The organism is Streptomyces sporangiiformans (assembly GCF_005768555.2).
Lineage (GTDB): Bacteria > Actinomycetota > Actinomycetes > Streptomycetales > Streptomycetaceae > Streptomyces > Streptomyces sporangiiformans.
The window spans coordinates 63,985-86,404 of record NZ_VCHX02000047.1 but is presented as its reverse complement, the minus strand read 5'-3'; the positions used below and the strand labels follow the sequence as shown (position 1 = coordinate 86,404).

The following is a 22,420-nucleotide window of genomic DNA, read 5'->3' as shown; positions in this document are numbered from 1 at the left end:
TCACGCACCCGTCGCATTCCGCTGACAGAAAATTGGCCGAGAACGCACGGGACGGCCCATTCGGCAACCTTGACATCACCGGCAACTTGACCCCCTATTGAACCTTGCGCAGCGAAGTTGACAACGTTGTCCACGCGCAAGGAGGCTGCTCGCGCATGCAGCACAGAGCTCGGCACAGATGGGCTTCCACGGCGGTCCTCGGAGTGACCGCCTTCGCACTGGTGATGACCTCGCAGGGCGCCGCCGTCGCCCGGCCAGGTGAAGCGGCGGCCGCCGACCGGGAGTTCGCCTCCTCGTTCGAGACGGACGATCCCGCACCGGACTGGCTCAATACAGTCGATACATCGCCTGACGGCACAAAACGCTCATCAGGCGTGGACGGCGGCTACAGCAGCGGCATCCCCGGCAACGTGACCGACCACGTCACGGACGTCCGGGCGAGCGGTGAGCACACGGGCGCGGGCGAGGTGAAGGAGAACCTCGTCGACGGTGAACCGAGCACCAAGTGGCTGACCTTCGCGCCCACCGGCTGGGTGGAGTTCGACCTGGACGCTCCGGTCAAGGTCGTCACCTACGCGCTGACGTCGGCCAACGACCACGACGAGCGCGACCCCAGGGACTGGAACCTGCGGGGCTCCACGGACGGCAAGGACTGGAAGACCCTCGACAGCCGCTCGGGCGAGGTCTTCGACAAACGATTCCAGACAAAGTCGTACGACCTCGCCGCCCCGGCCGAGTACCAGCACTTCCGGCTCGACATCACGCGCAACAACGGCGCCCCCGACGCCACGCAACTGGCCGACGTGCAGTTATCGACCGGCGGCGGCGAGGAGCCCGCGCCCCGGGACATGCTCTCGCTCGTGGACCGCGGGCCGAACGGCTCCCCGACCGCCAAGGCGCGGGCGGGCTTCACCGGCAAGCAGGCCCTGCGGTACGCGGGGACACACCGGACGGACGGCCGCGCCTACTCGTACAACAAGGTCTTCGACGTGAACGTCGAGGTCGGGCGGAACACCGAGCTGGCGTACCGGATCTTCCCGGCGATGGCGGACGCCGACCGCGACTACGACGCCACGAACGTGTCCGTGGACCTGGCCTTCACGGACGGCACCCATCTGAGTGACCTGCGCGCCACCGACCAGCACGGGTTCGCGCTGACGCCGCAGGGCCAGGGCGCGGCCAAGGTCCTGTACGTCAATCAGTGGAACAACGTCGTCTCGCGGATCGGCTCCGTCGCGGCCGGCCGGACCGTCGACCGAATCCTCGTCGCATACGACTCCCCGAAGGGCCCCGCGAAGTTCCGCGGCTGGCTGGACGATCTCGCGCTGCGCGTCAAGAAGCCCGAGAAACCCAAGGCCCACCTGTCGGACTACGCCTCGACCACGCGCGGCACCAACTCCAGCAGCGGCTTCTCACGCGGCAACAACTTCCCCGCGACGGCCGTACCGCACGGCTTCAACTTCTGGACGCCGGTCACCAACGCGGGATCGCTCAGCTGGCTGTACGACTACGCGCGGGCGAACAACGCGGACAACCTGCCCACCATCCAGGCGTTCAGCGCGAGTCACGAGCCCAGCCCCTGGATGGGCGACCGGCAGACCTTCCAGGTGATGCCGTCGGCCGCGGCCGGAACACCGGACACCGGCCGCGCCGCCCGCGCGCTCGCCTTCCGGCACGAGAACGAGACGGCGCGCCCGTACTACTACGGGGTCCGGTTCGAGAACGGCCTCAAGGCGGAGATGGCGCCGACCGACCACGCGGCGGCGCTCCGCTTCACCTATCCCGGTGACGACGCGAGCGTGCTCTTCGACAACGTCACGGACCAGGCCGGGCTGACCCTGGACAAGGAGAACGGGGTCGTCACCGGTTACTCGGACGTGAAGTCCGGACTGTCGACGGGCGCGACGCGGCTGTTCGTGTACGGGGTCTTCGACGCGCCGGTGACCGACGGGAGCTCCTCGGGAGTCAAGGGCCATCTGCGCTTCGACGCGGGCGCCGACCGCCGGGTCACGCTGCGTCTGGCGACCTCCCTCATCAGCGTCGACCAGGCCAAGGACAATCTCCGCCAGGAAATCCCGGACGGCACGTCCTTCGACACGGTCATGTCACGCGCCCAGCGGCAGTGGGACCGGATCCTCGGCAAGGTCGAGGTCGAGGGCGCGACGCCGGACCAGCTGACGACGCTGTACTCCAGCCTCTACCGGCTGTACCTCTATCCCAACTCCGGCTTCGAGAAGGTGGGTTCGAAGTACCAGTACGCCTCGCCGTTCTCCCCGATGCCCGGCCCGGACACGCCGACGCACACCGGGGCGAAGATCGTCGACGGCAAGGTGTACGTCAACAACGGCTTCTGGGACACGTACCGGACGACCTGGCCGGCGTACTCGCTGCTCACCCCTCGCCAGGCGGGGGAAATGGTCGACGGTTTCGTGCAGCAGTACAAGGACGGCGGCTGGACCTCGCGCTGGTCCTCGCCCGGGTACGCGGACCTGATGACCGGCACCTCGTCGGACGTGGCGTTCGCCGATGCCTACGTCAAGGGCGTCGGCTTCGACGCGAAGTCGGCGTACGAGGCGGCCCTGAAGAACGCGACCGTCGTCCCGCCGTCCTCGGGCGTCGGCCGCAAGGGCATGACGACCTCGCCCTTCCTCGGCTACACCAGCACCGAGACCGACGAGGGCCTGTCGTGGGCGCTGGAGGGCTACCTCAACGACTACGGCATCGCGAAGATGGGCCAGGCCCTCTACAAGAAGACGGGCGAGAAGCGCTACCAGGAGGAGTCCGCGTACTTCCTCAACCGCGCGCGGGACTACGTCCGGCTCTTCGACCCCAAGGCCGGCTTCTTCCAGGGCCGCGACGAAAAGGGCGCCTGGCGGGTGGAGTCGTCCGAGTACGACCCGCGGGTGTGGGGTTACGACTACACCGAAACGAACGGGTGGGGGTACGCCTTCACCGCGCCCCAGGACTCGCGCGGCCTCGCCAACCTGTACGGCGGACGGCCGGGCCTCGCGGAGAAGCTCGACGAGTACTTCGCGACCCCGGAGACCGCCTCGCCCGAGTTCAAGGGCTCGTACAGCGGCGTCATCCATGAGATGACCGAGGCCCGAGACGTACGGATGGGCATGTACGGCCACTCCAACCAGGTGGCCCACCACGCCACCTACATGTACGACGCGGCCGGGCAGCCCTGGAAGACCCAGAAGAACGTGCGAGAGGTGCTCTCCCGCCTGTACACCGGCAGCGAGATCGGCCAGGGCTATCACGGCGACGAGGACAACGGCGAGCAGTCGGCCTGGTACCTCTTCTCGGCGCTCGGCTTCTATCCACTGGTGATGGGCAGCGGTGAGTACGCCATCGGCTCACCGCTGTTCACCAAGGCGACCGTCCATCTGGAGAACGGCGAGGAGCTGGTCGTCAGGGCCCCGAAGAACAGCGCGAAGAACGTGTACGTGCAGGGGGTGAAGGTCAACGGCCGTACGTGGAAATCCACTTCGCTTCCGCACGCGCTGATCGCCCGCGGTGGGGTCCTGGAGTTCGACATGGGGCCGAGGCCGTCGTCGTGGGGCACGGGGAAGGACGCGGCGCCCGTGTCGATCACGCAGGACGACAAGGTGCCGTCGCCGCGGGGCGATGCCCTCGAGGGCGACGGAGCGTTGTTCGACAACACCTCTGCGACGGACGCGGCAGTCACGGCGTCTGTCGAACTGCCGACCCCCCAGGAGTCCAAGGCAGTTCAGTACACGCTGACCTCCGCCGACCGCGCGAAGGCCCCCAAGGGCTGGATCCTGCAGGGCTCGTCCGACGGCGGTGAGTGGAAGGACCTGGACCGGCGTTCCGGTGAATCCTTCACGTGGGACAAGCAGACACGGGCGTTCTCGGTCGGGTCACCGGGGACGTACCGGCACTACCGCCTGGTCCTCGACGGCGAGGCGACACTCGCGGAGGTGGAGCTGCTGGCCTGAGGCACGCAGGTTCCCCGCGCCCGTGAGGGGCGCGGGGAACTGCGCGACCAGCCACAACGAACCCGCAGCCGAAACACAACCGCGGGGGCCTGGGGGCCTGGGGGCGAAGCCCCCAGTTTCGGGAAGGGGTGGGCTTGGGGAAGGAAAACCCTCCCCCGCCCACCCGCACCCGCACCCGCACCCGCACCCGAAGATCAGCCGACCCTGCACGCAAGGCTGGTCGACGGATCACCGCCCGAGCCGGAGACGACGTATCCGAAGGTCGTGCTCCGGCCTGGCTCCAGCGAGCCGTTCCAGTTCGCGTTGTGCACCATCACGTTCTGCCCCTGGGTGGTCGCGGTGCCGCTCCAGAGGCTGTCGAGCCGCTGCCCGCTCGGCAGGTTCCAGTCGACCATCCAGCCGAGCATCGGCACGTTTCCGGTGTTGGTGACGGTCACCTCGGACTGGTAGCCGCCGGACCAGCTGCCCGTCGTGCGCCGGGTCGCGGAGCACTGGCCCGGTACGGGATCGGTGGGGTTGCCCGGCTCCTTGACGCCGGTCACCTCGCCGTTGCCGCCGTCGAAGACGACGTCCGAGCAGGAGTAGAAGGTCTCCTGGCTGTCGGAGCGCTGCCAGACCATGTAGACGATGTGGCGGCCCGACTTGTTGTCGGGCAGCTTGCCCCGCCAGGAGTAGTTGGCCTCGACCGTGCCCGGGCTGCCGTTCAGCGGCGGGTGGTCGACGCTCAGGAACGGCCGCTCCTCCATGTCGTTCCAGGTGAGCGTCTTGGTCGGGTCGAAGCCGTCCTTGGTGATGTACACATAGAACCAACCCGGGTGCGCCGCCCACGCGTTGTACGAGAAGTCGACGGTCGCTCCCGAGGTGAGGTGGGTGAGCGGCCAATCCTTGCTGGGCGTGTTGAACCCGGTGAAGTTGGTGTTGCCGCCGCTGCACAGCTCGCCGTCGGGCACGAAGCCGCGGGTGCGTCCGGCACCGTCCGAGCGGAGCACGGAGAACCAGTTGTAGAACGGCGTTGTGCCGCTGACCTGCTGCGCCGCCTTGCAGGCCGGGTTGACGGGCTTGATCTCACCGGTGTCGGTCAGTCCGTCCTGCCAGCACAGGAAGGTGCGGCTGCCCGGCTTCATGGGCGTGCCGTGCGCCTCGGCCTCGCCGCCGGCCGTGACGACCAGACCGAGCGCCGGGATCGTCGTGACGAGGGCGAGCAGGACGAGGAGGAGGGCTCTGTGACGTGCGGGCAGCAGCCTTAATCGCGTTTTTGTCACGCGCATGACAATAGCTCCTTGGTGTACGACCTGAAGGAACGTGCGCAGGTGATGTGCACGCATGGATGCGTACGCGTAGGTGTGAGGCGGGAGCGAACCCGGGGGCGGGTTCCGGTCCACCCTCATGTGGGAGCGCTCCCACCTCCCTCTTGTGAAGCTAGCGCGCACGGCAACCGCTGTAAACGCCTGGCGCGGGTGCGAGTACGTAACCACCCCTGATGCATCTGTCGGCTTTGTCCATGTATGCGATTCTGGTGTGGGGTGCCCCGCCTCCTGAGCGGCGTGAACCGGCGCCGGGGCCGGCGCCGCCTGTGTTCCGGGGGCCTCCACCGGTGGCACCGGTGCACGGACGGGAGGTAGATGCGGACATGCCCCACTACGGCGGTGCCCAGGCCGGACTCTCGGGGCTGAGGACGTACGGAGCAGGGGCGGAGGGCACCGGTTCGCCTCTTCCGACGCCTGAGGACACCGCGAGCGAGCGGGTCCTGGCGTTCGCCGGGGCGGCGCTGGCGGCGGTCTACACGCCGGACGAAGAGAGCGAAGACCTGCGGCTGGTCGAAACGGCCGGAGACGCCCCCGCCCGGTACGGGCTGCCGGAGCGCAGCCCCGTGTCCGGTCGCTCCCCCATGGCCGACGCCTTCCGGGCCGGCCGGCCCCTGTGGCTGGGTCCCACGGCGCTCGCCTCGTACCACGAGGGCGGCGCGGCGGCACTGCGGCGCGGGGTGTCGCTCGGTGTGATGCCCCTCAGAGTGGATGGCAGGCGGCTGGGCTGCCTCGTCGTCGTGGGGGACACCGCGGACGACTTCGGAACCGAGCAGCAGGGCTTCCTGGAGCGGTACGCCGAAGCGGTCGCCGACGTGTTCAAGGCCGGGGCCGACCGGTCCGCGCCCTCGCCGCTGCTGGGCCCTGCCCTGCTCAGAATGCGCGTCGGCTCGTTCCTCCTGGTCCCGGACACCGGTCTGATCGAGGCGGACGCGGTCGTGCTCGAACTGGTCGGCATCGCCCCGGACGACTTCGACGGCAAGGTCGACACCCTGCTCGCGCACACCGTCCCGGAGGACCTGCCCGCGCTGATGTCGGTCGTGGAGCCGTCCACACAGGCATCCGAACGCCGGGAACTGGAGTTCCGCATCCGCCGCCCCACCGGTGAGCAGCGCTGGCTGCGCCTGAGCTGCCGGGTGCTGAAGGGCACCGGCGACGGGGCGGAGCAGGTGCTGGGCGTGATGACCGCGGCCTCCGCGCTGCGGCAGAGTGCCGATGACGTCTCCAAGATCCAGTGGCTGACCGCCGCGCTCGACGACGCCACGACGGTCCGTGACGTCAGCCAGGTGGTCGTCGCCGCCCTGCGCGAGCCCTTGGGTGCCGACCGGGTCGCGCTCGCGGAGTTGCAGGAAGACCGGCTGACGGTCACCGTGCTGGATCCGCCGCAGCCCCGCGCCTGGCCGGACGCATGGCGTGCCGAGTGGCGTTCGGAGTGGCCCGACGCACCGGTCGAGTCCCTGCCCACGCTGCAGTCGGCTCTGCGGGAGGGACGCATGGGCCTGTGGCCCGCCGAAGCCACGCTCGAACCCGCGCTCGCGGGCGTCGGACCGGGAGGGCTGGCCGTCCTGCCGCTCCTGGCCAAGAGCCGAGTCGCCGGGGTGTGCCTGGTGGGCTGGGACGAGCCGCACGAGTTCGTCCCCGAAGAGCGCTCCCTGCTCACGGCGACCGCGGGACTGGTCGGGCAGGCCCTGATGCGCGCGCACGTGCACGACGCCGAGCAGGAGCTTGCCACGATGCTGCAGCGCAGTCTGCTGCCGCGCCGTCTCCCCGAGTTGCCCGGCGGGATCGCCGCCGCCCGCTATCTGCCCGCCAAACGCGGGTTGCAGGTGGGCGGTGACTGGTACGACGTCATCGCGCTCTCCGAGGGGCGGGTGGCACTGGTCATCGGCGATGTGCAGGGGCACAGCGCCGGTGCCGCGACCATCATGGGCCAGATGCGCACCGCGGTCAGGGCCTACGCCGTGGAGGGGCATCCGCCCGACGTGGTCGTCTCGCGTGCCAACCGTCTGCTGGTCGGTATGGAGACCGACCTGTTCGCCACGTGCTGCTATGTCGAGCTGGACATGGAGGAGGGCAATGCCTGGTTCGTCCGGGCCGGGCACCTCTCGCCGCTGGCCAGGCATCCGGACGGAAGCACGGAGGAGGTCCCGGTCGAGGGCGGTCTCCCGCTGGGCATACTCGCGGACGCGGAGTACCCCATGACCGCGGTCGCGCTGGCTCCGGGCACCGTCCTCGCCATGGTGACCGATGGCCTGGTCGAGTCCGCCGCCCTGCATCTGGACGAGGGCATGCGCCGCACACGCGAAGCGCTCGGCGCGGCCGATCCCACGGACCCCGGCCGGATGGCCGACGCGATCCTCGGCGACGACGGTCGTCGTGAGGACGACGTGGCACTGCTGCTGCTGCGGTACGACGGGATGCAGGTCCGGCCGACACGGGCCGGCTGGGTGGTGTGGCGGCTGCCCGACGCCGTCATGCACGCGCGCCGGTTCACCGCGCGCACCCTGCGCTCCTGGCAGGTCGCGGACGCGGCCGACACCATACTGCTGGTCGTCTCCGAACTGGTCACCAACGCCCTGGTGCACACCCAGGGCGCGGTCCGCGTCGACCTCATCCTCGCCGCGGACCGAGTGCGGGTCGCCGTGACCGATTCCTCGCCACGTGCGCCCGCCAAGCCGGTGATCGTGGACTGGGAGTCGACCGGCGGCCGGGGCCTCCTCCTGGTCGAGGCGATGTCGGCGTCCTGGGGCTCCGTACCGGTCGGCGCGGGCAAGCAGGTGTGGAGCGAGATCCTCGTGCCGGCGATCGACCGCGGTCTCGCGGAGGCCGGTGCGCGGACAGAACAAGGGGGACGGACATGACGATCCATAGCACCAGTAAGCCCCGTAGAACCCGTAGTACCCGTAGGACCCGTAGTACCCGTAGGTGGAACGCCGTCGCCGCCGCCGTCGCGGGGCTCATGGCCCTCTCCTTGGCCGGCTGCGGAGACAACGGCGGGAGCGGGGAGAGCGATGGCGGCTTCACCGTCGGCCTGCTGCTTCCGAGCCGTGCGGTCCCCCGGTGGGAGCACTCGGACAAGCCCCTGATCGAGAAGAGAGTGAAGGAGCTGTGCCCCGACTGCCGCCTGGAGTACGCCAACGCCGAGAACGACGCGGGAAACCAGCGGCAACAGATGAACTCCATGATCACCAAAGGAGTCGAGGTCCTGATCGTCGACGCCGCCGACACCAAGGCGCTGCGCTCCTCGATCCAAGACGCACGCGATGAGGGTGTCCCGGTCGTCTCCTACGACCGGCTCGCCGAGGGCCCGATCTCGAGCTTTGTCAGCTTCGACGGTGCGCAGGTCGGCCGGCTCCAGGGCGAGGCTCTCCTCACGGCCATGGGCGACAAGGCGGACGACGGCCAGATCGTCATGCTGAACGGCGATCCGGCCAGTCCCAACGCGGCTTGGTACCGCGACGGGGCGATGTCCGTCCTCGAGAACAAGGTGAAGATCGGCAAGTCGTACACCACCCTGGGGTGGCGAGCGGAGAACGCCCACGACAACATGTCCGCCGCCATCTCCGCCCTGGGCCCGCAGCGGATCGACGGCGTCCTGGCGGCCAACGACACCATCGCCACCGGCGTGATCTCCGCGCTCAAGAGCGCCCGGGTCACCCCGCTGCCTCCCGTGACCGGGCAGGACGCCGACCTCAATGCCGTGCGCCGCATCGTCAAGGGGGAGCAGTACATGACCGTGTACAAACCCTTCACGACGGAGGCCGACTCGGCCGCCGCCATGGCCATCGCCCTGGGGCGCGGCAACGACGTCGGCTCCATCACCACGACGACGGTGGACAACGCCACCGACGACGACATCCCGGCCGTCCTGCTCACCCCGATCGCTGTGACGGTCGACAACATCGAGGAGACCCTGGTCAGGGACGGCGTGTACACGATCGACGAGATCTGCACCCCGAAGCTCCGGCCCGCCTGTGACGAGGCCGGGCTCACCCCGTAAGGCGAGCCCCAGTGAGGGGAGTCCAGTAAGGGAGGTGGTCCCCGTGGCGTATCCGCCCGTGCTGGCGTTGCGAGGCATCTCCAAGCGGTTCGGCGGTGTGCAGGCGCTCATGGATGTCGATCTGCACGTCCGGGCCGGCGAGGTGGTCGCGCTGGTGGGCGACAACGGCGCCGGCAAGTCCACCCTCATCAAGGTGATCTCGGGCGTCGGGCCGGCCGACAGGGGTGTCATCGAGTGGGAGGGCCGGGCCGTCCACATCAAGCGCCCCCACGACGCCCAGGCGCTGGGCATCGCGACCGTCTACCAGGACCTCGCGATGTGCGACAACCTCGACGTCGTCGGCAATCTGTTCCTGGGCCGTGAGATCGACCGGCTCGGCATCCTCGACGAGGTGGAGATGGAGCGCCGCGCCCGGGAGCTGATGCGCACGCTGGCCATCCCCATCCCCGATGTGCGGACGCCTGTCGCCACACTGTCCGGAGGACAGCGGCAGGCCGTCGCGCTCTCCCACTCGCTCATGGGCGCACCCAAGGTCCTCCTCCTCGACGAACCCACCGCCTCCCTGGGCGTCGAGCAGACCAGCCACCTCCTCGACCTCGTCGAGGAGCTGCGCGACCGCGGCCTCGCCGTACTCCTCATCAGTCACAACATGGGGGACATCAAGGCCATCGCGGACCGCGTCGCCGTCCTGCGCCTCGGCCGCAACAACGGCCTCTTCGACGTGAACACCACATCCCAGGAACAGATCATCTCCTCCATCACCGGCGCGGCGGACAACGCAGTGGCCCACCGCACGCCGGGCACCGAGGGGGCATGGCCGTGAGCGGGAGCGAAAGGGGTGCGTCCCGGGATTCCCGCTCCACCGGGACGGGCGACGCCGCCCGGACCGGGTCCGCCTCACCGGGTCGACCTCCGCGCACCCGCGGGCGGAGCATGAACGTCGGGAGATACGCCGAAACGGTCCGCGACAGACTGCGCGGCGCCGAAGGCGGCCCGATCCTGGTCGCCCTCGGCCTTGTCGTCATCGGGGCCGTCTTCCAGGCACTCGACGACAATTTCCTCTCGCCGCGCAACCTGTCCAACCTCAGCGTGGACATCGTCGGTACCGGCGTGGTCGCCGTGGGCATCGTCTTCGTGCTGCTGATCGGCGAGATCGACCTGTCGGTCGGTTCCGTCAGCGGCCTGGCAGGGGCCGCGTTCGCCGTGCTCAACGTGAACCTCGGTGCGCCGGAGTGGCTCGCCGTCATTGTGGCGGTGGTCTCGGGAATGGCGGTGGGAGCCGTCCACGGGGCCTTCTTCGCCTGGATCGGCGTGCCCTCGTTCGTGGTCACCCTCGCGGGGCTACTGGCCTGGAACGGTCTGACGCTCTACCTGCTGGGCGCGAGCGGCACCATCAACATCGACGAGGAGGGCATGGTCGCGTCCCTGACCAGTAACTACTTCGAAGACCCCGCAGCCGCGTACGGTCTGGCGGCGCTCGGCACGGCCGGCTACCTCCTGGTCGCCGCCCGGAGCAGGAGCCGCCGCAAGGCCACCGGCATGCCGTACCGGCCGCTGGGCGAGCTCTGGTTGCGCACAGGCCTACTGGCGGTGGTCACCTTCGCCGCCGCCTACACGCTCAACCAGTTCCAGGGCCTGCCGCTGGCCCTTCTGATCTTCCTGGTGGTCATCGTCGTCTCGGACTACATCCTGCGCCGGACCCGCTACGGGCGGCGGGTGTACGCGCTCGGCGGCGGCGTCGAGGCGGCGCTGCGCGCCGGTGTCGGTGTGGTCCGGGTTCGGATCGCGATGTTCATGGTGTCGGGGACACTGGCCGCGATCGGCGGTCTGTTCGTAGCTTCGGAACTCACCTCGGCGAGCCCGACGACGGCCCGCGCCGCCGGCTCCGGCATGCTGCTGATCAACGCCATCGCCGCGGCTGTCATCGGGGGCACCAGCCTGTTCGGCGGGCGCGGCTCGACCTGGTCCGCGCTGCTCGGCGTGCTGGTCATCCAGTCAATCGCCTCGGGCATGGCGCTTCTGGGGGTCCGGGACGCCGTCCAGTTCATCATCACCGGTGCCGTGTTGCTGGCCGCCGTCGCCGCCGACGCGCTCTCCCGGCGCTCCTCGGCGACGCGCGGCCGAGCCTGAGCGATCACCCTTATTTCGGTACACTCCACATTAACTACCCGTTACGAAATAAAGACGGAGATATAACCACGGGCCCGAACGCCGTAGCCAGCGGAGTCCCATGTACCACAGGCGCCTCTTCCATGTGACCGTGAGCCTCGCAGCCGCCACAGGGCTGGCGCTCTCCGGCTGCGTCGGCACCGATTCTTCATCCGGCGGGGCGCAGAGCATCAATGTGCTCACCACGGACGCGTCCCAGATGCAGAACCTGAGACGGCTCACGAAGGAGCACTTCACGGCGGAGACCGGCATCACGGTCCGTTACACGCTCCTGCCGGAGAACGAGGCGCGGGCCGCCGTCAACCGCGAATTCGCGAGCCAGGCCGGACACTACGACGTGGCGAGCGTCAGCCCGTACGAAGTGCCGATCTTCGCGAAGAACGGCTGGCTCACGCCGACGAGCGCCTTTGTGGAGGACGAGTCCTTCGACCAGGACGACATCTTCCCCCATCTGGTCACGTCGCTGACGGCCGACGGCAAGCTCTACGCCGAGCCCTTCTACGGTGAGGGTTCCTTCCTGATGTACCGCAAGGACCTTTTCAGGAGGGCCGGGCTGACCATGCCGCAGAAGCCCACCTGGGACCAGGTCGCTGCGCTGGCGGCCAAGATCGACGGCACCGACGGTGTGAGCGGCATCTGTCTGCGCGGTATGCCCGGATGGGGCCAGAACCTGACCCCCCTCAACACCGTCGTCAACACCTTCGGCGGCGCCTGGTACGACATGAAGTGGAACGCCCAGCTCACCTCGCCGGCGTTCAAGGAGGCAGTGGCGTTCTACGTCGACCTGGTCCGCTCGTACGGCCAGCCCGACGCCCACCGGATGGGCGTTTTGGAGATCCTCGAAACCTTCCTGACGGGCAGGTGCGCCATGATGTACGACGCCACCTCCCTGGCTTCGTCGATCGAGGCCGACGGCTCGGTCGTCAAGGGCACGGTCGGCTATGTGCCGGCGCCGCACGACAAGACCGAGACGGCCGGCTGGCTGTGGACCTGGGCATGGGGCATCCAGGACGCCGGCACGAACAAGGACGCCGCCTGGAAGTTCATCTCCTGGGCCTCCTCCAAGGAGTACCAGCAGCAGGTCGGGACGGAACTCGGCTGGATCGCGGCGCCCGCCGGAAGCCGGAAGTCGCTCTACGCCAACCCCGACTACCAGATGGCAGCCGCGGCCTGGTACCGGCAGGAGTACGCAGCGGAGACACAGTCCGCCGACCCGGAGAACCCGGGTGTCGGTCCCCGCCCCTACACCGGTATCGGATTCGTGGGCATCCCCGAGTACGCAGGCCTCGGCGACAAGGTCTCCCAGGAGATCAGCGCGGCCATCGCCGGCCGACAGTCGGTGGACACGGCCCTGCAGAAGTCGCAGGAACTCGCCCAGGCGGCTGCGGCGAAGTACCGCGGCGAGTGAGTCGCGTCTGGCCAGCCCGCTGATCAGGTCCTCCACATCGGCCATCGGTGGACCTGCACCGATCCGCTGCGGGAACCCTGTGTTCTGCCTGAGGCGCAGCCCTCGACTTACGTTCCCCGTGTTGCAAGAGGTCGTGCTGCAGGCGGAGTGGGCTGAGTTGTGGATGAGTGGCGTCCGTTTTGGACGGGGGCCGGTGAGCGCGAACTCGGCGATCGCAGCGCGGGGAGGACGCTCCCGCGTCTCCCCTGCCTGCTCATCCAGCCCGTGCCGCCATGTTGACGGGCGCCGGTCAGCTCAACCTGAAGCCGGCCGGTGACGCGGCCGATCAGTTCCCTGCTTGAGCTTGCGTCAGGAAACCGATCAGTTTACAGTGAGGTGAGGCGAAACCGATCGGTTTCCCAGATGAGTTCGGGAGTGCGTGATGACGACAAATCGGCCGGTGGCACTGGTGACGGGTGCGTCCTCCGGGATCGGCAAGGAAGCCGCGCTCGCGCTGGTCGCGGCGGGTTTCGAGGTGGCCGGTACAGGCCGGGACACCTCACGCGTCGCCTCGCTCCAGGGTGTGACGTTCTTCGACCTCGACGTGGTCAGTGACAAGTCGGTCACCGCCGCGGTCCAGCAGGTGATCGAGCGGTTCGGGCGGATCGACGTCCTGGTCAACAACGCCGGCATCGGCTCGATAGGTGCGGCCGAGGAAACCTCCGTCGCGCAGGCCCAGGGCGTCTTCGACATCAACGTCTTCGGGGTCATGCGCATGGTGAAGGAAGTCCTGCCGCACATGCGCGCCCGGGGACGCGGGCGCATCATCAACCTCTCGTCCGTACAGGGGTTCATCCCCGCTCCCTACATGGCCGTCTACGGCGCGTCCAAGCACGCGATCGAGGGCTACTCCCAGTCCCTGGACCACGAGGTGCGGCAGTACGGCGTCCGGTCGCTTCTCGTCGAACCCGCCTACACCAACACCGGGTTCGAGGCCAACAGCGCGAAGCCCGACATGTCCCTGCAGGTCTACGCGGACCAGCGGCACGTCTTCGACCGCCTGATGGCGGAGGCGATCAAGGGCGGTGACGACCCCGCCGTGGTCGCCAAGGCGATCGTCGCGGCAGCGACCGACGCGAAGCCGAAGCTGCGCTATGCCGCCGGCCCCATGGCCGGACGCGCGCGCCTGCTCCGCTTTGTTCCTGCCTGGGTCTTGGACAAGCAGATCCGCACGATGAACAAGCTGGCCGGCTGACCCCCGTCACCCGCAAACCCCATCGCGCCGTTGATACCGGGAGAGACCCATGTCCGAGACCCTGCACTCCGGCGCCGCTACCGTCGCGAGCTGGCGCGCCGCCTCAGAACGCGGTGACGTCGACGCCGCGGTCGCGTGCCTGAGCCGGGACGTCGTGCTCAGCTCGCCGCTCACCGAGCAGTTCCGCTTCGAGGGACCTGCCCAGCTGGGCGATTTCCTGACCTCGGCGTTCACGGCCGTTCAGGACATCCGCTTCCACACTCAGACCGGCGAGGGCGACGCGTACTCGCTGTTCTACCGGGCGCGGGTGGGAGCCCAGCCGTTCGAGGAGGCGCAACTGCTGCGGCTCGACGACGAGGCACGCATCAAGGAGATCACGCTCTTCGGGCGTCCGATGCCGGCCCTCACCGCTCTGATGATCAGCGCGGGGTCGGAGCTCGCCCGCAGGCAGGGCCGCCGGGGCGTCGCGGCGCTCATGCGCGCCAGCGCCGCGCCCGTGCACGCGATGGTCACCTTCGGGGACCGCCGCGTGGTCCCGCTGACCCGGCCGGCAGCCCGGCGGACCTGTTCCGGCCGATCCCCCCACGCGCCGAGATGATGCGGCAACTCGCCGCGCCTTCCGGAAACTTGACCAAGCAGGAGACGCTCGGATGAAACGACGTACGTTCCTTACAGCGACCACCGCGTCGCTGGCCGCCACTCAACTCGCCGGGCCCACCTCCGCCTCCGCATCCGGTTCAACAGCCAAAAAATACGAGGTCGTTGCCCGCTTCTGGGGCGCGATGCCGACGGGTGTCACTGTCTCGCGCCGCGGCCGGGTCTTCGTCAACTTTCCCCGCTGGGGCGACGACGTCCCGTTCACCGTCGCCGAACTGCGGGGCGGCAAGCCGGTGGCCTACCCCGATGCCGAGGTGAACCGCGAGGACGCCTCCGACCTGGCCGGGCACTTCCAGTCGGTGCAGAGCGTCGTCGTCGACCCGGCCGACCGGCTGTGGGTCCTCGACACCGGAAGCCCGCTGTTCGCCGGGTCCTCCTACGGCGGTCCGAAGCTCGTGGCGGTCGACCTGCGCACCGACCGGATCGTACGGAAGATCCTCTTCCCGCCCGAGGTGGTGCCGGCGAACAGCTACCCCAACGACGTGCGCTTCGACCTGCGGCGCGGCGCCGAGGGCATGGCGTTCATCACCGACTCGGGCGGCTCGAACGGGGTGATCGTGGTCGACCTCGCCACGGGCCGCTCCTGGCGGCGACTGGCCGGGCATCCCTCGGCGCTCCCGGACGAGCAGTTCCTTCCGGTCATTGAGGGCGAGCCCTTCATGGTCCGCCCCGCGGGCGGTGAGCCCACGTACTACGAGACCGGCTCCGATGGCATCGCTCTCAGCGCCGACGGCACGCGCCTCTACTTCTGCCCGCTGTCCAGCCGCCGACTGCACAGCGTGTCCACCGACGCCCTCGCCGACCCGGACGCCACGGACGCCGAGGTGGCGGCGACGGTCGAGGACCTCGGGTTCAAGCCGATGGCCGACGGCCTGGAGAGCGACGACAAGGGGCGGCTCTACGGCGGCGACCTGGAACACAACTCCCTCTGGCGCAGGAGCCCGAACGGCACCTACCGGACCCTCGCCCAGGGGAGCGACCTGCTCTGGGTCGACACCTTGTCCGTCGCCTCGGACCGGCACCTGTACGCCATCGCCAACCAGCTCAACCGGCTGTCGCCCTTCCACGAGGGCAAGGACCTGCGCCGCAAGCCCTATCTCCTGGTCCGCCTGCCCATCGACGCCGGGCCGGTCAGGCTCGTATGACCTCACCGCCCAGCACGCTGAGAGCGTGGGATCTGGCCGGTGTCCCCGATGGACCGTCTCACCGTCCAGGCAGTGCGTCGCGCCATGGGTCGGGGATCAACCCTGCCGCTGAGGTTCCTCGCGGCGACGGCCGCGCTCTACGGGCCCTCGACCATCGCTCACACCTCCAGCACCAACCGCTCTCCTTCCGGTGCACGCGAGACGCAGGGCAGCATGGCGCCCTCCGCGCGTTCGGTGGCCGTGAGCCGACGGTCACGATGATCTACATGGCCATGGGCCACCCGTACCCGGCAGGTGCCGCAAAACCCCTGGCGGCAGGAGAACGGCAGGTCCGGCAGGGCCTCGTGGAGAACATCCAGGGCGGAGCGGTCGTACGGCACTGGCAGAACCCGTCCGGTGTCGCCCAACTGAAGTTCGAAGGGACGGCCGTCCGTGATCGGGGCCGGGGCGAAACGCTCGAAGTGCAGGGCTGACGCGCGGCTGCCACCGAACGCGCGCCGAACGCCGTCGATCATGGGCGCGGGCCCGCAGCAGTACACCGCACCCGCCGCCGGGCTCAAGCTCAATAGATCGGCTGCTTCGGGCACGCCGGACTCGTCGTCAGGACGGATGGAGACCCGGCCAGGGGCTGCGGCTGCGAGTTCGGCCAGCTCTGCCGCGAAGGGCATCGAGCCGCGGGTGCGGCCGGTGTGCACGAGCCTCCAGTCCAGCCCGCGTCCGGCGGCTTCCCGGGCCATCGGCAGGATCGGGGTGATTCCGATGCCGCCCGCGATGAGCAGGATGGATGCTTCGGCGGCGAAGGGGAAGGCATTCCGGGGCCCGGTGACGGCGACCCGCATACCGTCTCCGAGAGTGTCGTGCACTTCGGCCGAACCGCCTCCGCCGTTGGCGCTGCGGCGCACCGCGATGCGGTACCGGTACCGGTCGGCAGGGTCGCCGCACAGCGAGTACTGCCGCTTGCGGCCGGAGGGCAAGTGCAGTTCGATGTGGGCGCCGGGCTGCCAGGGCGGGAGCGTTCCCCCGTCGGGTGCCGCCAGCCGCAGGCAGACGACATCCTCGGCCTCTTGGTGCTTGGCGGCGACCACCAGTTCCCGGATCGCGGGCATCTCGGTGGCCGGCGGTCGCCTGGGAGGAGTGCCGCGCCGCGCGAGCCGTGTGACCGAGTTGTCGCTGAAAGCCGCCAGCTTCTGCATGAAGGAGTCGCTGCGCGGTCTGCCGTACAGGTCCGGCGGCCGAGTGAGGGGTGTGCTGATGTCCATGGGATGCCTCGCTGGTTGCTGGGTCATCGGGCAGCCGCTCGGGCAGCGGGGGACGCCGCCAGGTAGGCGACTGCCTGCTGGGTCGAGCCCTCCTGGGTCGGGTGGTAGCCGGGGCGGAAGTAGCGCAGCACCGAGCGGGCGAACGCGCCCGGTGGCGGCAACAGGTCCTTGCGGGCGGCGGCCAGGTAGTCGCGGAAGCGGACCTTGACCCGGTCGTCGAGTTCGGGGTCGGCGCTCATCAGGAAGCGGACTCCGCGGATCCACAGCCGGGTGAGCACCGGAGCAGTGACGAGCATGCCGACCACTCGGCGCCGGTACCGGGGATCGAGGTGCACCAGCAGGTCGAACGCGACCGAACGGTGTTCGACCTCCTCCGCGCCGTGCCAGCGGAACAGATCGAGCATCGCGGGGTCCGCACCGGCCCGGTCCAGGTGCCCGTTGCTGAGAATCCAGTGACCCATATACGCGGTGAAGTGCTCGAAGGCCGCGATGAGGGCGAGCCGTTGGAGGAGGTGCGCGTGTGTGGCGGCCGGCGTCAGATCCGGCCGGTCTCCGAGCACCCTTCGGAAGATCCATTCGGACTGCAGTGTGTACGGAGCCGGGTCCAGCCCCCTGGTGAGCAGGTGCTCCAGGACCTCCTGGTGCGCCTCGGCGTGCATCGCTTCCTGGCCGATGAAGCCGCGTACGTCCTCGCGCAGCCGGTCATCGGTGATCAGGGGCAGTGCCTGCTCGAAGGTGCGCACGAACCAGCGTTCGAGCTCGGGGAGCATGAGGTGGAGCACGTCGAAGGTGTGCGTCGCGAAGGGCTCACCGGGCAGCCAGTGCAGCGGGGTGGTGCCCCAGTCGAAGGTGACGTCCCGGGGTTGCAGCACCAGGTCGTGGTGGTCGATGGGCTCGGACGGACGTTGCAGGTGGGCATGTGCGGCTCGGAACATGACAGGTTCCTCCTCCGTCAGCGATCGGTGTGTGCGAAGGGGCGGTCAGGCAGCCGTCCAGTACTGCTGGTCTGTTGGGCTGTCAGATCGGGTGCGCGGTGTGGTCCGGACTGCGGCGGGAGCCGTCTTCGACGCGGTTGGCGAATTCCGTGATCCGGGACGCGATCTCCTCGGGGTGGCTGAGCTGTACCCAGTGCCCGGCGTCGATCGGGCGCCGTTGTATCTGGCGCGTCCAGTGCTCCACTCCGTAGGACAGCACCGGGGTGACGCAGAAGTCGCGGGTGGGGATGACGAGCTGAATCGGGACGGTGGTCGGCCGGTCCCGGGGACGCAGCAGGCGGGGCAGCATGTTGGCGCGGTACAGCGCGGTGCCGGACACGGCGTCGCGGGCCAGCGTCGGCGCGGGGTAGGGGGTGTGCCCGGGTACACCTTGGGATCCGGTGAGGAAGGCGCGCCAGCGGTGTCCCAGTGCTCTCCAGGTCAGGGCGGGCAGGAGCGGAAGGTGGAAGTAGGCGATGTACCAGGACCGTGCGGCCTGCCGCAGCATCTTCGGCAGATCTGGATGCCGCGGCCGTAGGCGGGCACGGATCAGGTGGCCGACGTGGTCCAGGCAGGGTCCGGAGATGGAGGTGAACGAGGCGATCCGCCCGGCCAGGCGGGTGCCGGTGACCGATTCCCAGGAGTGGATCGATCCCCAGTCGTGTCCGACCAGGTGCACCGGGCGGTCGGGGCTCACGGCGTCGAGAACCGCCTCCAGGTCGGCTTCCAGGCGGGACATCCGGTAGGCGCGCAGACCCCTGGGCCGGTGGGAGGCACCGGCTCCCCGCACGTCGAAGGCGGTGACGTGGAAGCGGTCGGCCAGGCGCTCGGCGACCGGGCGCCACACGGCGCTGGTGTCCGGATAGCCGTGGACCAGCACCACCGGAGGATTCGTGGACGCTCCCCATTGGTAGGCGGCCAACTCCACGCCGTCCGCGGAGATCCGGCGGGCGGCCGGGCCGGTCATCGGCCACCACCGGAAGAGGGCAGTTCGCCGTAGTTCAGACCGCCGTGGACGAAGCTGGGCAGCACCGGCCACTGCCGCTTGAAGGGGGCCAGCTCCGAGGAGGGCAGGATCTGCAGCCAGCGTGGATCACGTCGGCTGGGGTCGGCGAGGGTCTTCTCCTTGACCATGGAGTCGTACTGGTCGAGGGAGTCCTCCAGGGTGTTGGCGTTGGGCACCACCTCATGGCCGTAGAACGCGGCGTGGCGGCGCACGCCGGGAATGCGGGAGAGCTCGGGCTGCCAGTTGTCGGCCGAGATGCCGTTCTCGGAGGAGACCCACACCCCGTCGGGGGTGTTCAGCACCAGGGAGTGGTTGCCGTCCGTATGGCCGGGGGTCCACAACAGGCTGACGCCGACACCGAGTTCGACATCGCCGTCGAAGGCGGTGATGCGCTCGCCCGGTACCCCGTCCATGCCGCCGTCCACGTACCAGGCCCACTGCATCGGATGCGTCGATTCGAAGGTGCCCAGCTCCCTGCGGTGCACCAGCAACCGGGCGCGCGGGAACAGCCCTTCGCGGGGCGCCCGTTCGCCGGGAATGATGCTGGTACTTCCCATGATCATGCGCACGTCCTGGACGTGCAGGTGGTCGAAGCTGACGAAGTCCACGTCCTCGGGTCGCAGACCGCAGGAAGGCAGGACGGTGTCCGGGTCCTGGTAGTAGCGGGCGAAGACGTGCTCGGTGAGAAAGTCCCCCGCCAGACGCTTGAGCTGGGCGTAGAACGGCGCTTGAGCCGTTCCGGCGGCGACGGTCGGCTCCCACACCAGTATTTTCGGCTCACCATCGAAGCCGTCGAACTGCACGACGAGCATCCGGTTGACGATGCTCACGAACGGGTTGACGGCGAGCGCGGCGCCGTGGAAGCCGAACCGGGTCGGGTACGGGGCGGCGGCGATGTCGAAACTGCGGACGGCGTGGATGCGGCCCTGCTGGACGAACCGCTCACGGTAGGTGGCCGCGGCGCGGCGCACCGCGCGCAGCCGGTCACCGCGGGGCCATACGTCGTGGACACCTTCGAATTCGGGGATGGGACGCGGAGCGGCGGCGTCCTGGGCCTCCGTCGCGCTGGGCGCCGGCTTGGGCGTGGTGGTCACGGGCTCATCCTTCGGGATGGCGGGCGGTCCGGGTGCGCTGCTCGTAGGCCGCGCGCACCGACCGGTCGGACAGGGCGGCGAGCTGGTCGGGGACAAGGAGGTGATGCAGGGCGTCGCGGGCACGGCCTGGCAGCAGCGCGGCCAACCGGGTCAGGGCGCCTACCTGGCGTGGAATGAAGACCTCGAACCGCGGGCGCAGCATGACGTCGAGCACCGCGTCGGCCACCTGATCTGTCGTCAGGCTTCGGGTGGGGCCGGTCGCGGTGCCCACGGCCAGCTCGGTGTCCACGACGCCGGGCATCACCAAGGACACGTGCACGCCGGTGCCCCGCAGTTCGGCGCGGACGGCAGTGCTGTAGCCGTGGACGGCGTGCTTCGTCGCCGCATAGGTCGCCTCGCCGGCCGGGGCGACCTTGCTCGCGGCGGAGGCGATGTTCACCACGTGGCCGCGACCGCGTTTCCGCATCCGCGGGATCACGAGTTTCATCCCGCGCAGTACGCCGTGGACGTTGACGTCGAACTGGCGCAGGGCGGCTTCCTCCGATTCCCCCTCGAAGGGGCCCACCCACATGATTCCGGCGTTGTTGATCAGTACGTCGATCGGCCCCAGTTGGGTCTCGACGGTGCGCAGAAAGTCTTCGAAGGAATGTGTGTCGGTGACGTCGAGAGACAGCCCGACCAGTCGGCCACCGGGATGCGCGCCGATGGCACCAGCCGTCTCCATGGCAAGCTCCGCGTCGAGATCGCCGATCGCCACGGCGGCTCCGGCTGCGGCGAGCCGGGCTGCGACGGCACGCCCGATTCCGCGGCCGGCCCCGGTGACCGCGATCACCCGGCCGGTCAGCCGTTGTGTGCGGGGGAGCCTGTCTCGGTCTCTTCGGCTGAGCGTGTACGGGTACCTGGGCGGTGCTGCCACGGTCGAGCTCCTTCCCTGCCCTGAGCATGAGCGGAACGCTGAACGGCAAGCGGCCCCCACGCATTTCTGACACGATGCCATGTCAGATGAACTGACAAGCTAGAGTGTCAGTTCGGAGCACACCGGTGTCAACACCTCTGCGAAGGGGAGAAATGACCGGCACACAGACCGCCGGGCGGCGCTACGGCGGACGCGATGCGGCGCAACGACAGCAGGAGCGCCGCACCCGCCTTATCCAGGCGGGCCTCGACCTGTTCGGCACGGTCGGATACGCCTCAACCTCCGTCAAGCAGGTGTGCTCGCATGCCGGACTGACCGAGCGCTACTTCTACGAGTCATTCCGCGACCGCGAAGACCTTCTCGCCGGGGTCTACAACGAGCTGATCACTACGATCAGCGCCGAAACCGCGCAGGCCGCAGCCGCTGCCGCACCCGATGTCGACGCCCAGCTGCGCGCCGGCCTCGAAGTCTTCATCCGCACACTGGCCGGCGACGCCCGCATGGCCCGCCTGGTGCTCATCGAGGTCGTGGGCGCCAGCCCCCGCCTCGAAGTGCGCCGCCGTGAGGTCCTGCACGAATTCGCCGCGATGGTCGCCGCCGTCGTCGGACCGCTCCCTGGCCCGGAAGCCTCCTCCAGCCGGCTCACCATGACCGCGATGAGCCTGGTCGGCGGAGTCAACGAACTCCTCGTGGACTGGACGCTCGGCCACCAGAACGCCACCGTCGAAGAACTGATCGACCTGTGCTACACCCTGTTCATCGCGGCCTACCGAGCCATCAGCGATCAGCCCTGATTGCGCAGGCCCGGATTCCTCGGCCTCCTCGGTCCACACCTTCGCAGTACCGGTGACGACCACAGAGCCCACGGTCGTGCTGTACATCGTGTACGGAGCCAACGTCAGCTTCACCGACGAGGGCCAGTTCCACTCGGTTCTCGACGCCGTCACCGTCCAGAAGCTGACCGAGGACTGTGCACGGGCGCAGGGTCTCGGCGCCATCAAGTACCTGACCGGTGGGACGGCGAAGTTCAGCGACGCGTAACCAAGAGACCGGCGGTGCGGGCATCCACACTGTCCATGCGCGCACGCTTCATGGCCCTGCTCTTCGACTCGCTCAACCCCGCCAGTGCGTCCCCTCTCCCGCCGGCACGCACGGAAACGGAAGATGACGACCTCCGCGCCGCGGTCAGCCTCGGCTCCGGGACTGACTCCCGGAGCCGAGGCTGACCCCACGGGCGCCCGAGTCGCAGAGAGGCCGAGGAGCCCCTCCACCACTGTCGCGCCGCTGGATGA

At 69.2% G+C, this 22,420-nt stretch carries 17 protein-coding genes; 11 read left to right on the top strand and 6 right to left on the bottom strand.

Annotated elements, in window-relative coordinates; genetic code table 11:
• Nucleotides 1–155: 155 nt before the first annotated feature.
• Nucleotides 156–3,962 carry a GH92 family glycosyl hydrolase gene (locus tag FGD71_RS04230; protein ID WP_181359118.1) on the top strand — a complete coding sequence of 1,269 codons (3,807 nt, stop codon included), beginning with the start codon at nucleotides 156–158 and terminating at the stop codon, nucleotides 3,960–3,962.
• 194 nt (nucleotides 3,963–4,156) lie between these two features.
• Here FGD71_RS04230 and FGD71_RS04225 read toward each other — a convergent pair whose 3' ends face one another.
• Nucleotides 4,157–5,230, bottom strand: coding sequence for a lytic polysaccharide monooxygenase auxiliary activity family 9 protein (locus tag FGD71_RS04225; RefSeq protein ID WP_119099012.1), 1,074 nt, complete (start codon nucleotides 5,228–5,230; stop codon nucleotides 4,157–4,159).
• A 362-nt stretch (nucleotides 5,231–5,592) separates the two neighbouring features.
• Between FGD71_RS04225 and FGD71_RS04220 the strand changes: the two genes are divergently transcribed.
• From FGD71_RS04220 to FGD71_RS04185, 8 genes are all read left to right on the top strand, one after another.
• Nucleotides 5,593–8,127, top strand: coding sequence for a SpoIIE family protein phosphatase (locus FGD71_RS04220; RefSeq protein ID WP_119099011.1), 2,535 nt, complete (start codon nucleotides 5,593–5,595; stop codon nucleotides 8,125–8,127).
• A 98-nt stretch (nucleotides 8,128–8,225) separates the two neighbouring features.
• Nucleotides 8,226–9,266: a sugar ABC transporter substrate-binding protein gene (locus tag FGD71_RS04215; RefSeq protein WP_119099010.1), complete on the top strand. Its 1,041-nt coding sequence runs from the start codon at nucleotides 8,226–8,228 to the stop codon at nucleotides 9,264–9,266.
• A 43-nt stretch (nucleotides 9,267–9,309) separates the two neighbouring features.
• Nucleotides 9,310–10,089: an ATP-binding cassette domain-containing protein gene (locus FGD71_RS04210; RefSeq protein WP_181359116.1), complete on the top strand. Its 780-nt coding sequence runs from the start codon at nucleotides 9,310–9,312 to the stop codon at nucleotides 10,087–10,089.
• Nucleotides 10,080–11,396: a sugar ABC transporter permease gene (locus tag FGD71_RS04205; RefSeq protein ID WP_420878232.1), complete on the top strand. Its 1,317-nt coding sequence runs from the start codon at nucleotides 10,080–10,082 to the stop codon at nucleotides 11,394–11,396. Before FGD71_RS04210 ends, FGD71_RS04205 begins: the two co-directional genes overlap by 10 nt.
• Nucleotides 11,397–11,496: 100 nt before the next feature.
• Nucleotides 11,497–12,843, top strand: a complete 1,347-nt coding sequence (locus FGD71_RS04200; protein WP_119099008.1) for an ABC transporter substrate-binding protein — start codon at nucleotides 11,497–11,499, stop codon at nucleotides 12,841–12,843.
• Between the two features lie 421 nt (nucleotides 12,844–13,264).
• Complete coding sequence (locus tag FGD71_RS04195; RefSeq protein WP_119099007.1) at nucleotides 13,265–14,077, top strand: oxidoreductase; 813 nt, start codon at nucleotides 13,265–13,267, stop codon at nucleotides 14,075–14,077.
• Nucleotides 14,078–14,126: 49 nt separating this feature from the next.
• Nucleotides 14,127–14,675, top strand: coding sequence for a nuclear transport factor 2 family protein (locus tag FGD71_RS04190; protein ID WP_119099006.1), 549 nt, complete (start codon nucleotides 14,127–14,129; stop codon nucleotides 14,673–14,675).
• A gap of 52 nt (nucleotides 14,676–14,727) precedes the next feature.
• A complete protein-coding gene (locus FGD71_RS04185; RefSeq protein WP_119099005.1) occupies nucleotides 14,728–15,879 on the top strand; it encodes an L-dopachrome tautomerase-related protein in 1,152 nt (383 codons plus the stop codon).
• Between the two features lie 158 nt (nucleotides 15,880–16,037).
• Here FGD71_RS04185 and FGD71_RS04180 read toward each other — a convergent pair whose 3' ends face one another.
• The 5 genes from FGD71_RS04180 to FGD71_RS04160 form a co-directional block, all read right to left on the bottom strand.
• Nucleotides 16,038–17,138: a PDR/VanB family oxidoreductase gene (locus tag FGD71_RS04180; protein WP_119099004.1), complete on the bottom strand. Its 1,101-nt coding sequence runs from the start codon at nucleotides 17,136–17,138 to the stop codon at nucleotides 16,038–16,040.
• 23 nt (nucleotides 17,139–17,161) lie between these two features.
• Nucleotides 17,162–18,073 (bottom strand): metal-dependent hydrolase, encoded by a 912-nt coding sequence (locus FGD71_RS04175; RefSeq protein ID WP_119099003.1) that lies wholly within the window; start codon nucleotides 18,071–18,073, stop codon nucleotides 17,162–17,164.
• Nucleotides 18,074–18,155: 82 nt separating this feature from the next.
• Nucleotides 18,156–19,079 carry an alpha/beta fold hydrolase gene (locus tag FGD71_RS04170; RefSeq protein ID WP_119099002.1) on the bottom strand — a complete coding sequence of 308 codons (924 nt, stop codon included), beginning with the start codon at nucleotides 19,077–19,079 and terminating at the stop codon, nucleotides 18,156–18,158.
• On the bottom strand, nucleotides 19,076–20,212 hold the full coding sequence (locus FGD71_RS04165; RefSeq protein WP_119099001.1) for an MBL fold metallo-hydrolase: 1,137 nt from the start codon (nucleotides 20,210–20,212) through the stop codon (nucleotides 19,076–19,078). The genes FGD71_RS04170 and FGD71_RS04165 overlap by 4 nt, the downstream gene beginning before the upstream one ends.
• Before the next feature lie 4 nt (nucleotides 20,213–20,216).
• Entirely contained in the window at nucleotides 20,217–21,128 is a 912-nt protein-coding gene (locus FGD71_RS04160; protein ID WP_205571091.1) for an SDR family oxidoreductase, read from the bottom strand.
• Nucleotides 21,129–21,280: 152 nt separating this feature from the next.
• Here FGD71_RS04160 and FGD71_RS04155 point away from each other — a divergent pair, with 152 nt between their 5' ends.
• Nucleotides 21,281–21,922, top strand: a complete 642-nt coding sequence (locus FGD71_RS04155; protein WP_119098999.1) for a TetR/AcrR family transcriptional regulator — start codon at nucleotides 21,281–21,283, stop codon at nucleotides 21,920–21,922.
• Nucleotides 21,923–21,974: 52 nt separating this feature from the next.
• Nucleotides 21,975–22,169, top strand: coding sequence for a cupin domain-containing protein (locus FGD71_RS04150; RefSeq protein WP_138047956.1), 195 nt, complete (start codon nucleotides 21,975–21,977; stop codon nucleotides 22,167–22,169).
• The last annotated feature ends 251 nt before the right edge of the window (nucleotides 22,170–22,420 follow it).